This window comes from Pseudooceanicola sp. LIPI14-2-Ac024, from assembly GCF_042188925.1.
Taxonomy (GTDB): Bacteria; Pseudomonadota; Alphaproteobacteria; order Rhodobacterales; family Rhodobacteraceae; genus Pseudooceanicola.
In genome coordinates this window covers 906,579-918,377 of sequence record NZ_CP170102.1, presented here as the reverse complement: position 1 = coordinate 918,377, position 11,799 = coordinate 906,579, and the positions used below count along the sequence as shown (strand labels likewise).

General features: G+C 69.7%; 12 protein-coding genes and 1 pseudogene. 6 read left to right on the top strand and 7 right to left on the bottom strand.

Translation table 11 applies throughout. The features are described 5' to 3' along the window. Positions 1-5 precede the first annotated feature (5 nt). On the top strand, positions 6-362 hold the full coding sequence (locus tag ACE2AC_RS04440; protein WP_375690915.1) for a GFA family protein: 357 nt from the start codon (positions 6-8) through the stop codon (positions 360-362). Positions 363-407: 45 nt separating this feature from the next. Here the strand turns inward: ACE2AC_RS04440 and bmt are convergent, their stop codons facing one another. From bmt to ACE2AC_RS04425, 3 genes are all read right to left on the bottom strand, one after another. After that, entirely contained in the window at positions 408-1,418 is a 1,011-nt protein-coding gene (bmt, locus tag ACE2AC_RS04435) for a betaine--homocysteine S-methyltransferase (protein ID WP_375690914.1), read from the bottom strand. A 38-nt stretch (positions 1,419-1,456) separates the two neighbouring features. Continuing rightward, on the bottom strand, positions 1,457-3,334 hold the full coding sequence (locus ACE2AC_RS04430; RefSeq protein WP_375690913.1) for a phosphatidylglycerol lysyltransferase domain-containing protein: 1,878 nt from the start codon (positions 3,332-3,334) through the stop codon (positions 1,457-1,459). Positions 3,335-3,506: 172 nt separating this feature from the next. Next, positions 3,507-3,821, bottom strand: a complete 315-nt coding sequence (locus ACE2AC_RS04425; RefSeq protein WP_375690912.1) for a DUF1476 domain-containing protein — start codon at positions 3,819-3,821, stop codon at positions 3,507-3,509. 166 nt (positions 3,822-3,987) lie between these two features. On the opposite strand from ACE2AC_RS04425, the gene purC reads away from it, so the two are divergent. Together purC and purS are read left to right on the top strand one after the other, a co-directional pair. Then, positions 3,988-4,749 (top strand): phosphoribosylaminoimidazolesuccinocarboxamide synthase, encoded by a 762-nt coding sequence (purC, locus tag ACE2AC_RS04420; protein ID WP_375690911.1) that lies wholly within the window; start codon positions 3,988-3,990, stop codon positions 4,747-4,749. Positions 4,750-4,760: 11 nt separating this feature from the next. Further along, positions 4,761-4,991 carry a phosphoribosylformylglycinamidine synthase subunit PurS gene (gene purS / locus ACE2AC_RS04415; protein WP_375690910.1) on the top strand — a complete coding sequence of 77 codons (231 nt, stop codon included), beginning with the start codon at positions 4,761-4,763 and terminating at the stop codon, positions 4,989-4,991. Between the two features lie 90 nt (positions 4,992-5,081). Here the strand turns inward: purS and ACE2AC_RS04410 are convergent, their stop codons facing one another. The 3 genes from ACE2AC_RS04410 to ACE2AC_RS04400 form a co-directional block, all read right to left on the bottom strand. Further along, a complete protein-coding gene (locus tag ACE2AC_RS04410) occupies positions 5,082-6,062 on the bottom strand; it encodes a methyltetrahydrofolate cobalamin methyltransferase (RefSeq protein WP_375690909.1) in 981 nt (326 codons plus the stop codon). A gap of 87 nt (positions 6,063-6,149) precedes the next feature. After that, on the bottom strand, positions 6,150-7,082 hold the full coding sequence (locus tag ACE2AC_RS04405) for a methylenetetrahydrofolate reductase (protein ID WP_375690908.1): 933 nt from the start codon (positions 7,080-7,082) through the stop codon (positions 6,150-6,152). A 25-nt stretch (positions 7,083-7,107) separates the two neighbouring features. Further along, the gene (locus tag ACE2AC_RS04400; RefSeq protein WP_375690907.1) at positions 7,108-7,404 is read right to left on the bottom strand and encodes a virulence factor; all 297 of its coding nucleotides are present in this window, start codon (positions 7,402-7,404) and stop codon (positions 7,108-7,110) included. A gap of 281 nt (positions 7,405-7,685) precedes the next feature. On the opposite strand from ACE2AC_RS04400, the pseudogene ACE2AC_RS04395 reads away from it, so the two are divergent. The 3 genes and pseudogenes from ACE2AC_RS04395 (at position 7,686) to ACE2AC_RS04385 (ending at position 10,505) form a co-directional block, all read left to right on the top strand. After that, a pseudogene (locus ACE2AC_RS04395) lies at positions 7,686-8,799 on the top strand (Ppx/GppA phosphatase family protein). Positions 8,800-8,962: 163 nt separating this feature from the next. Further along, positions 8,963-9,376, top strand: coding sequence for an OmpA family protein (locus ACE2AC_RS04390; protein ID WP_375690906.1), 414 nt, complete (start codon positions 8,963-8,965; stop codon positions 9,374-9,376). Then, positions 9,339-10,505 (top strand): tetratricopeptide repeat protein, encoded by a 1,167-nt coding sequence (locus ACE2AC_RS04385; RefSeq protein ID WP_375690905.1) that lies wholly within the window; start codon positions 9,339-9,341, stop codon positions 10,503-10,505. The genes ACE2AC_RS04390 and ACE2AC_RS04385 overlap by 38 nt, the downstream gene beginning before the upstream one ends. Here the strand turns inward: ACE2AC_RS04385 and ACE2AC_RS04380 are convergent. Beyond that, a complete protein-coding gene (locus tag ACE2AC_RS04380) occupies positions 10,490-11,605 on the bottom strand; it encodes a hypothetical protein (protein WP_375690904.1) in 1,116 nt (371 codons plus the stop codon). The genes ACE2AC_RS04385 and ACE2AC_RS04380 overlap by 16 nt on opposite strands. Positions 11,606-11,799: the final 194 nt, after the last annotated feature.

Genomic DNA, 11,799 nt, shown 5'->3' with positions numbered 1-11,799 from the left:
GGCCGATGGCCAAGCAGACATATTCGGGAAGCTGCCAATGCGGCGCGGTCGCCTTCGAGGCGGATGTCGACCTCGACCACAGCGTGGCCTGCAACTGTTCGCGGTGCAGGCGGCTGGGATCGGTGCTGGCCTTCACGCCGCTCGACGGGTTCCGGCTGCAGAAGGGCGAAGAAGCGGTGAGCGAGTACCTCTTCAACACCGAGACGATCCGCCACCTGTTCTGCCGGACCTGCGGGATCGAGAGCTTTGCCTATGGGCAGATGCCGGATGGCACGAAGATGGCGGCGGTGAATGCCAACTGCCTTGACGGTGTCGACGCGCGGGCGCTGTCGCCCCAGATGTACGACGGCGCGTCGAAGTAGACCGCGGCAGGGCCTTCCCCCCGGCGGGGAAAGGCATTGCAAGGCTCAGGCCCGGCGGCGGGTGCGGCGGCGGGCGGCGCCCGCGTCCTCTCCGGTGCCGTCGCTGGCCGAGGAGAAGCCGCCGAGCTTCTCGGCGATCTCGTCCAGGGTCGGGCGCGGGCCGCGCGGGCGGTTGCTCAGCGCCTCGTGCATCTTCTCGAGGTGCTTCGGCATGGTGCCGCAGCAGCCGCCGATGATCGTCGCGCCGCAGTCGCGGGCCATCACGGCGTAATCGGCCATCAGCTCGGGCGTGCCGTCATAGTGGATGTGGCCATCCACGTATTTCGGGATCCCGGCGTTGCCCTTCGAGATGATCGGCCGCTCGACACCCTGCGCGGCAAAGCCCAGAACGGTGCGCAGCAGGTCCGACGCGCCGACGCCGCAGTTCGCGCCATAGGCCAGCGGCGGGTTCGGCAGCTTTTCCACCATCGAGACCATGTCGGACGAGGTCACGCCCATCATCGTGCGGCCCGCGGTGTCAAAGCTCATCGTGCCGCACCAGGGCATGCCGGCCAGCGCGAAGGCCTCGGCGGCGGCCTTGTATTCCTCGGGGGCGGAAATGGTTTCCAGCCAGAGCACGTCGGCCCCGCCCTCCTTCAGCCCCTCGGCCTGCTCGTGAAAGATCTCGACCGCGGTGGCGTGGGTCAGCGATCCCATCGGGGCCATGATTTCCCCGGTCGGGCCGACCGAGCCCGCGACGACAACCGGGCGGCCGGCCTTGTCGGCAATCTCGCGGCCCAGTTCGGCACCGACGCGGTTCAGCTCGCGCACGCGGGATTGCGCGTCGTGCAGCTTGAGCCGCGCGGCGTTGCCGCCGAAGGTGTTGGTCAGGAAGATGTCGCTGCCCGCGTCGACGGCATAGCCGTAGAGCGTGCGGATCTTCTCGGGCGCGTCGACGTTCCACAGCTCGGGCGCGTCGCCCGCGCCGAGGCCCATGTTGAACAGGTTCGTGCCGGTGGCCCCGTCTGCCATCAGCCAGTCGCGGTCGGTCAGCAGGCGGCTCAGAAGGTCGGTCATCGGGGCGCTCCCTCGGCAAATGCGTTGGCCGAGATTTCTCACGTCGGCGGCGCGAACGCAATGCTTCCGGCCCGGGCGGGGGCGGGTTCCGGCGGCCGGTGCACGCTGAGTGCGAGGTCCGCCAGCGCCAGCATCAGAGCGGCGCGCGAGGGGGCGGCGGCATAGAGCGGCGCGCGGCGCGGGCCAAAGGCCATCTTGAACCGGGTCAGCCCCGCACCGCCGGTCCGGGCCGTGATCTCGGCCCTGAGGCGCGCGGGCAGGGGCGCCTCGCGCCGTGGCGCGGCGGGCATGGCGGCCAGGTTGAACCGGTTCAACCCGTGAGCCCCGGCATCCTCGATCGCGCGCAGGATCAGCGTCTGCATCACGCCGTCGGGCAGGTCGTCGCCATGGCGCATCAGGTCCAGCGTCCATTCCCGCGGACCCGCGTGGAACGACACGAAGGCCAGCACCGCACCGTCCTGTTCGGCGACATAGACCCGCTGTTCGCGCAGGTAGGCGGTGGTGAAGACGCCCATCGTCAGCCCGCGCGCCGCCCCGTGTTCCGCACGCCAGTGCGCGTCGAGCCGGGCCATCGCGGCAAAAGGCTGGATCGGCGCGTGGCGGCAGGTGATGCCGGTCTTTTCCGCCTGCCGCAGCTTGCGCCGCAGCTGGCGGAAGGCCGGGCCGTCGGTGCTGAACCCCCCCGGGTCGAGGACCGCGTCATCGGCCACCCGCACCACGTGCCAGCCAAGCGCGCGGGCGGCGCAGGCATCGCGGGCCGAGAGCTTGTAGGCGCAGGCCACGCGGTTGCGATGCGCCGCCGACTGGCCGAGCGCGGGCAGCAGCGCAGAGATCGGGCCGCGCGCGGGGGCGAACAGCAGGGTGAGGGTCTGCGGGGTCTCGACCAGCGCGGCCTCGGCCCCCTGCGTGACAAGGCCCTGCGCGCCGTTCTGCCGGGCCACGCCCAGTTCCGCGCGGGCGGCGCGGGCGATGGCGGCGGGCGGCACCGGCGCGACGTGGCCGCGCCGCGCGGCGCGGTCCTGCGACCGGACGGGGCGGGCCAGGACCAGCACGGCAAGGCAGGCGGGCAGGGCGTAGTAGACCAGCCGGAAGGCAAGGATCGCGCCGATCAGCTCGGCCTCGGGGACCATCGGCAGGAGCGTCAGCAGCGCCAGTTCGAACGGCCCGACCCCGCCGGGCGTGCCGGTCAGGAGCGCCGCCCCGAGCGCGAAGAGGTAGGCGGGGATCAGCAGCGCGATGCCCGGCGCGGCCCCGGCCGGCAGCAGCGAATGCAGCGCCAGCCCCGCCGCCACGGTGTCGAGCGCGGTGAGCGCCACGATGGCCCCGATCGCCGGCAGGCTGGGCAAGGACAGGCTGCGCCCCAGGACCGTCAGGCGTGGGCGCAGGAGGGCCAGCGCCACGACCCCCAGCCCGCCCGCCAGCACCAGCAGGGCCAGGCCGCCCGGCAGCACGTCGAGCGGCAGGACCAGGTCCACGGCCGCGGCCACCACGGCCCAGCCCGCCATGAACGACAGCGCCACGGTGACCGAGACCCGCGCCGCCTGCAGCGCCGAGACGCCGGGCAGCATCCGCCAGCGGGCCAGCGCGCCGGTCACGACGCCAAGGCCCAGCACCTGCGACAGGGCGATGGCGGCGGCGCCGGTGCGCACCGCCTCGCGCGTGCCGATGCCGGTGTCGAGGCTGCGGTGGATCACCGCGTCGTACCGGCCGACCGCCCAGAAACTGACCGCGGTGGCGGCCAGCGCGGCCAGCCATTGCATCGGCGTCACCCCGCGCAGGACGGCCAGGACCGACCCGGCCTCGAGGTCTCCGAGCCGGAGACCGAGCGCCCAGAGGCAGACCGCCCCGAGCCCGATCGGTCCGGCCAGGCGGATGGCCTGCTGCGCGCTTGCGGTGCGAATTTGGAATTGCGGCATGTCGGGTCCTCTGCTCACCTCGGGAGAGCAGGTAGCCGCAGCCGGGTTACCGGGGTCTTAATGCTTTCGGGCGCCGTCAAGGCATTTCAAAGGTGAGAGCGCGGTGGCACCGTGCCGAGGGTTGGGCAGCCCCGGCGGCGCCGGCCGAAACCGGCGCCAAGACGTTGAAAGGTCAGAATTCTTCGAGGATCTTGCCCTTGGCGACCAGCAGCATGTCGTCCAGCTTCTGGCGGACCTCGGCATCGCTCGACTGGTCGCCCAGGTCGGTCGAGACCTTGTGCACGATGTCGTCATCGCCGGCCTTGCCGACGGCCACGCGGGTCACGTCGCCCGCATAGGCGAGCGCATCGTCGCCGGTCTTGCCCAGCAGGTCGGCAGCCCAGAGCGCCAGCAGCTTGTTGCGCAGCGCCTCGGCGCGGAACTTCATCTCTTCGTCGTGGGCGAACTTGTTCTCGAAGGCGCGTTCGCGGTCATCGAAAGTGGTCATGGCGGCTCCTCTTCCGTCATTGCCTGCCCTTGATAAGACGCCAGCTTGGGGAATCGCGCAAGCCTCAAACCCCCCGTAAATCCCCGCCATCGCTTGCGGCAAACCCGCTTGTGACATATGAGAACGCGGAAGGTGGGACTCGGCCCGCCGGAGACGCGGAGAGCTCATGGCACGGCGCAAGAAGATCTACGAAGGCAAGGCGAAGATTCTCTATGAAGGCCCGGAACCGGGCACGATCGTCCAGTACTTCAAGGATGACGCGACCGCGTTCAACGCGCAGAAGAAGGACGTGATCGAGGGCAAGGGTGTCCTCAACAACCGTCTGAGCGAGTTCTTCATGAACGGGCTGAACGGGATCGGCGTGCCGACCCATTTCATCCGCCGCCTGAACATGCGCGAACAGCTGGTCCGCGCCTGCGAGATCATCCCGCTCGAGGTGGTGGTCCGCAACTATGCCGCCGGGTCGCTGTCGAAGCGGCTGGGGCTGGAAGAGGGGCTGCCGCTGCCGCGCCCCATCGTGGAATATTACTACAAGGACGACGCGCTCGGCGATCCGATGGTCACCGAGGAGCACATTGCCGCCTTCAACTGGGCCAGCCAGCAGGACATGGACGACATCCTGGCGCTGGCGCTGAGGGTGAATGATTTCCTGTCGGGCGTGATGATGGCCGTCGGGATCCGGCTGGTCGATTTCAAGATCGAGATCGGCCGAGTCTACGAAGGCGACTTCCAACGCCTTGTGGTGGCTGACGAAATCTCGCCCGACAGCTGCCGGCTGTGGGATGTCGAGACCGGCCAGAAACTGGACAAGGACGTGTTTCGCCGTGACCTCGGCTCGCTGACCGACGCCTATACCGAGGTGGCGCGGCGGCTTGGCGTGATGCCCAAGGCGCAGACCAACGTCACCAAGCCGACGCTGATCAATTGAAGGGGCAGGCCATGAAGGCACGTGTGCATGTGATGCTGAAGAACGGGGTGCTCGACCCGCAGGGCGAGGCGGTGCGCCATGCGCTCGGATCGCTGGGGTTCGAGGGCGTGAACGGCGTCCGGCAGGGCAAGGTGATCGAGCTGGACCTGGCCGAGGGCACCGACGAGGCGACCGTGACCGAGATGTGCGAGAAGCTGCTCGCCAACACGGTGATCGAAAGCTACACGGTCGAAATGGGCTGAGGCCCGCGCGACAACCAGATGCGGAAAGGTGGCATGAAAATGCCGCCTTTTCTTATGCTTGCGGGCGCCACCTGATGTGGTGCGCGAAGATCAGGCGCGGCGGCGACGCCGACCGCCGCGGCCCGCGCCGGCCTCTTGCGCGGCCTTCGACGCCTCGGCAAAGGTGGCGCCTTCGTTGACCGCGTCGATGACGCGGGAAAAGCCGATCCAGTTGCCGCCGTTCGGGTCGTGGTTCATCAGCAGGTTGGCGGCCTTGATCGCCTCCATCTCGACCTGGCGGACCGGGTTCATGATCGCCGAGGTCATGCCGGCGCCGATCGCCATCGGCAGGAAGGCCGCGTTCACGCCGTGACGGTTGGGCAGGCCGAAGGATACGTTGGACGCGCCGCAAGTTGTGTTAACGCCCAGTTCGTCGCGCAATCTGCGCACCAGGGCAAAGACTTGCTGCCCGGCCGAGGCCATGGCGCCGACCGGCATGACCAGCGGATCGACCACGATGTCATGCGCCGGGATGCCGAAATCGGCGGCGCGTTCGACGATCTTTTTCGCAACGGCGAACCGCACCTCGGGGTCCTCGGAAATGCCTGTGTCATCGTTCGAGATCGCCACCACGGGGACGTTGTATTTCTTGACCAGCGGCAGCACGAGTTCCAGGCGCTCTTCCTCGCCGGTGACGGAGTTCAAGAGCGGACGGCCCTCGGCCGACTCGAGCCCCGCTTCGAGCGCGCCGGGGACCGAGCTGTCGATGCACAAGGGAACGTCCACAAGCTCTTGAACGCACTTGATAAGTTGCGGCATCAAGGTCGGCTCGACAAAGTTGTTGTCGGCGTAGCGCGGGTCTTCGGCCATCTTGTTGGTGAAGACCGCGCCGGAGTTCACGTCGAGCACCATCGCGCCGCAGGCGACCTGTTCGATGGCGTCCCTCTCGACGGTCGAGAAATCGCCCATCTCAAGCTCGGCCGCCAGCTTCTTCCGGCCGGTGGGGTTGATCCGTTCGCCGATGACGCAGAAGGGTTCGTCAAAGCCGATCACGACGGTCTTGGATTTGCTTTCCAGCACGGTGCGGGTCATGGGCATCCCTGTGGTTGGGGCGGCGTGTTTACCACGTCGGTATCACGTCGGTATCACGTCGGTATTGCGTCGGTGCAAATGTCGGTGTCAGCCGTTGGCGGCGCGGCGGGCGGGCAGGCCGGCGGCGCCGGTGTTCTCGGTCACCCACTGGGCGGCGGTCTTGATGCCGCCGAGCGGGAAGACATGGACCTGCTCGATCAGGCTGTCCGGTCGCGCGGCCCGGTGACCGGCGAGATCGGCCAGCACCTCGGCCGGGGTGTAGGGCAGCACCAGCTTGGTCACGTCCATCGCGCGCTTCTGGAGCACCTTGAGCGAGGGACCGACGCCGCAGGCGACGGCGAACTTGATCAGGGTCTGCAGCTTGGCGGGACCGGCGACGCCGACGTGGACGGGCAGGGTGATGCCCTCGGCCTGCAGGCGGTCGGCCCAGTCGATGATCGGCTGCGCCTCGAAGGCGAACTGGGTGGCCATCGCCATCCGCGCGTCGGTGCGTTCCGAGAACGCCTGTTTCCAGCGCAGCGCCTGCATCACCATGTGGTCGGAGCCGTCGGGGTCGATGTCACGGTTGCCCTCGGGGTGGCCGGCGACGTGCAGCCGGGTGAAGCCCGCCTTGTCGAAAAGGCCGGTCTCGATCAGCTGCATGGAGTTGTCGAAATCGCCCCGCGGGGTTGCGATGCCGCCGCCGAGGAGGAGCGCCTGGGTGACCCCGGCCTCGCCCTGGTAGCGGGCGATCCAGTCAGCCAGCGTGGCGGCGTCGGGGATCGAGCGGGCCGGGAAGTGCGGCATGACGTCAAAGCCTTCGCCCGCGATCTTGGCGGCGGTGGCGACCATGTCGTCGATCTCGGTCCCGTCGATATGGGCGATGTAGACCCGGGTGCCGCGGGGCAGGATGTCGCGGAAATCCTCGACCTTCTCGGCGGTGCGCGGCATCACCTCGATCGAGTAGCCGGCGAGCAGGTCGTCGAGGCCGCCGGTGACGGGGGCGGCGGTGTCCCGGCGCATGAAGTTCAACAGTGCCATCCAGGCCTCCCTGACCCTGCGGGCGCTATGCCCAACCATCGTTGCCGATCAGGGCCTTGAGCCGGTCCTGGTCGTATGTCTCTTCGAGCCGCGCGGCGGTGCTGGTGGCGACCTCTTCGTCGGTGCCGTCGCCCGAGCCTTCGGCCACCTTGCGCCATTCGGCCAGGTAGGCATCGGTCCCGGCCGCGCCCGATTTCATCGCGGCGCGGTCGATGGCCTGTTCGAAGCGTTCGGACAGCTGCACCTTGGTGCCCCTCCGCCCCTTGCCCACGATCACCTGCGCCGGGATATCCCGCCAGTAGACAACCGTGATGTCGGGCATGTGCGCACCTCGCGTTTCGTTGGGCCCTGAATACTTCGGAAGTCGGTGTCGCTTTGGGTCGTTTTCGACATGGCGCGTCGTAAGAGCGACGTTGCGGTGAATCCGGGGGCCGTGGCGGCAGGGCCGGAGGCGAATCGTGGGCGGATCGGCCCGTCCCCGCCGAGGGTGCGGTGCCGCGCGGGCGGGGGGCCGCGGATGCACAAACTGTCGTTTTCAGGAACCTTGCGCAAACGATTGTCCGGCGCTAACTTCAAGGCAACTCAGTATGGAGGGCGTGAGTTATGGCGCCCAAGCGTCCCGAAGGTGCGGGCGCATTCCCGAAACCGGTCGAGAGCCCCGCACTCACACCGCCAGATCCCTCGGAGCTTTACGCGGCTCTGGATCTTGGCACCAATGCGTGTCGCATGTTGATTGCGCAGCCCAAGGGCAGCCAATTCCACGTGGTCGACAGCTTTTCCAAGTCCGTGCAGCTTGGATCCGGCCTGGAACGGTCGGGTCGGCTGAGCCGGGGGTCGATGGCCCGCGCGCTGCAGGCGATCCGCGTCTGCCGCCAGAAGCTGGAGCGCCACGGCGTCCGGCACAAGCGGCTGGTGGCGACCGAGGCCTGCCGCCGGGCGACCAACGGCAAGCAGTTCCTGCGCCAGGTCGAGCGTGAGACGGGCCTGCGGCTCGACATCATCCAGCCCGAGGAGGAGGCCCGGCTGGCCGTCGTCTCTTGCGCGCCGCTGGTCTCGACCCGGACCGAGCAGCTGCTGGTGGTGGATATCGGCGGCGGTTCGAACCGAGCTGGTTTGGATCGACCTGTCGACCGTACCCGCGCTGGAGCGGCCGCGCGCGATCATGCGGCTGCACGCCGGGTTCCATCCGCAGGAAAGCCCGTTCCCGGCCGCCAAGGTGGTCGACTGGATCAGCGTGCCGCTTGGCGTGGCGACGCTGCGCGACCAGTTCCGGGACGTCGAGGACGACAGCGCGCGGTTCGCGCTGATGTCGTGGTTCTTCGAAGAGAGCCTGGCGGAGTTTGCCCCCTACAAGGACGAACAGACCCGCGAGGGGTTCCAGATCGTCGGCACCAGCGGCACGGTCACCACCGTCGCGGCGTCGCACCTGGGGCTGAAGCGCTATGACCGGACCAAGGTCGACGGGCTGCGGATGACCAGCGACCAGATCGACCGGGTGATCCGGCAGTACCTCGAGCTGGGGCCCGAGGGCCGTCGCAAGGATCCGCGGATCGGGCAGGACCGGCAGGCGCTGATCATGTCGGGCGCGGCGATCCTGCAGGCGATGCTGCGCTGCTGGCCGACCGACCGCCTGTCGGTGGCGGATCGCGGGCTGCGCGAGGGGCTGCTCTATGCCCAGATGAGCGCGGCGGGGGTGCTGGAGGACGGGCCGTTCTGAGCGGCGGCCGTCCATACACCGATTGTTTCCCGTTTAGCCTGAATTGACCGCCGATTGTTCCCGTCAGGGATGCAATGGGCGGTGGTCGTGAAACCGGCATCCGGTCCCGAACGTATGTCTTCAAGGGCGTTTCGCCCTTGAAGACATATCGAGAGGTGATTTCATGACCGCATTTCCCAAGCTCCTTGCCGCGGGGCTTGCCCTCGCGCTTGCCACCGGCCCCGTCCTGGCCCAGGAGACCGCCACCGAAGAGGGCCTCAAGGTCTATTTCGACAGCGGCACCGCGCGGCTGAAGGAGGACCAGACCGCTTCGCTCGACCAGGCGGCGCGGCTGTTTCGCGAAGGCAGCCCGATCGTCATGATCCTGTCCGGAAGTGCCGATACCGTTGGATCCGCTGCCAAAAACCTCGACCTTTCCGTCAGACGCGCGCAAGCTGTGGCGGATGGGCTGGTCGACCGGGGGATCCCGGTGGAGCGGCTGCAGGTCCTGGGGCGGGGGAACAGTGAACTGGTGGTGCCGACGGAGAACGGCGTCGAGAATGCCGAGAACCGCAGCGTCACGATCACGTGGCGCTGAGCACTGGCGTGCCCGGGTGGCGGGCGCGGCGCTGCTGCTGGCGGCGCTGAACGGTCCCGTATGGGCCTTTGACGACGGGCAGGCGGCCTTTGACGCGGGTGATTACGCCGCGGCCGCCACGCTCTGGTCCGAGGAGGCGGCGGATGGCGACGCGCAGGCGGCACTGAACCTCGGCACGCTCTACGACCTGGGGCTCGGCGTGCCGCTCGACCGGGCGCGGGCCTTCCGGTTCTACGGACAGGCGGCCGAGGCGGGTGTGCCCGCGGCGGCCTTCAACGTCGCGGTGATGCTCGACGCCGGGATCGGGACAGATGCGAACCGGGCGGCGGCGGCGCTCTGGTATGCGCGGGCGGCGGTGCGGGGGCAGGCGCGGGCGCAGTACAACCTCGGCCTGCTCTATGCCACCGGCGACGGCGTGCCCCGCAATGCCGAGATCGCGGCCTACTGGCTGGTGCTGGCCGGAGAGACACTGGACGCGGCGCGCCAGCAACTCGCGGCGCTGACCGTCGATCCGCCGGCGGAGCTGACCGCGCCGCAGCCCCTGGGCGCGTTCCCGGTGGCGCAGACCGGCGAGGTGGAACTGGTCTGGAACGCCGCGCCGGGGCCCGAGGGCAGCGAGTTGGCGGTGCAGGTGGCAAGACTGGCGGCGGCGATGCCGGTCGACATGCGGACCCGCACGGCAGAGGGATCGGCCATGGTGCTGCCCGAACGCGGGGACGGCATGGCATGGCGGGTGTTGCGGATCGACCGCGCGGCGGGGCGCTACGCGGCGGGGCCGTGGCAGGGCGTGGGCGCGACGGATTTGCCGGTCACCCCGCGCGGGGCGGCGCATTTCCTGGTCAGTTCGGGTGCCGAGGGGCTGGCGCAGGCGCTCGACCCCTTTGCGGGCGACCTCGGGCGTGGCGGGGTGGCGGTGCGGATGGACTGGTCGGCGGACCGGGCGGCGCCGGGCATCCGGCTGGCCTATGGGTTCGAGACCGACGCGTTGCTGGCGCAGGAGGTGGCGGGATACCTGCCGGGGCTGGACCCGGGCGCGGTCAGCTATCGCCCGGATGCGGGGCTGGCCCCCGGCACCCTGCTGATCGAGATCGGCGGCGCGGTCGAGGCGGTGGCCTATTCCGGAAGATAGAGGTCGACCCGACCCGGCGCGGTGGTGAGGCCCGCCATCAGCGCGACCTCGGCATTCTGCAGATCGGCCAGCGCGATGGCGGCGGTGGCGTCGGAGGGGTGGTAGTAGACCACGCGCGCCACCTCGGGCGAGAAGCCGCGCAGGCGCGTGCTGGTTTGGTCAAACCCGGCCGCCTGCAGCGTGTCGGCGGCGGCGGCGACGGCTTCGGGGTTGGTGGCGTGCACGTTCAGCGCGATGCGTTCGGCCCCCGGGATGGTCGTGACCGGGCTGTCTCCGGCCTCGGTGTCGCGGAGGGGCAGCGCGACGGGCGGGCGCAGCGAGGTGACGGGCGGGACGATGATGACCGGCGGCTCGGGCAGGGCGGCGACCTGGGTCAGGCGCGTCCAGGGCGTGTCACCATCCGTGGCGCGATCCAGCGACGGGACGCCGGCTGCGATGGCCGCGGGCGCGGCCTGGGCGGCGAGGACGGGCATCGCCGGCGCGGCTTCGTCGGTGAGGGCCGGGGCGGGCAGGACGGCGTGATCGACGCTGGCCGGTGCCGGGGCAGGCGCCAGTGCGCCGCTTTCGACCGGGGCCGGGGCGGGCATCGAGTCGGCGACCGGCCGCGGGGCCAGCAGCAGGATGGCAAGGTAGGCAACGACGGCGCCGAGCGTGGCGCCGAGCACCAGCAGGACCATCGTGCCGGTGCGGCGGCCACGGCGGCGGCGCGGCGGGCTTTCGACCATCTGGATCTGGGAGGCGGCGGCGACGCGAACCGCTGCGGTGTCGTCTGTCGGGGCCGCGGCGGGCGCGGCAGGCGTTTCGGGTGCGGGATCGACGCCCGAGGTGGCAGAGCGGCGGGCCAGGCGCGCCTCTTCGGCGCGGCGCATGAAGGCGCCGTCGGCCAGCGTGGCAGGCGGTTCTTCGCCCTCGGGGGCGGCGGGCGCGGCCTTGTCGGACTGGCGGGCGCGTTCGGCCAGCACACGCTCGCGCTGGATGCGGGCGCGGGCGACGCGCGACTGCCAGTCGTCGGAATTCAGGTAGTCGGCCACTTCGGACAGCTCTTCGCTGCGCGGGCGGCGCGGCGTGTCGTCCTTGCCCAGTTCCTTCGAGGCGGCCATGTATCCCCCTGACATCTTCGCGCGTTGCGCAACCGGCCCGTGCAAAGCCGGGCTCTTCCACAAGGATGTAGTAACGAATATCCCGATGGCAAAGTTGCGGCAATGGCCTGACCATTCATGGCCATTTGCCGACGCTGCGGCAGGCGCCGTGCCGGGCCGGTTGCCCGGGTTTCGGGCGGAATGCAGGTGGTGGC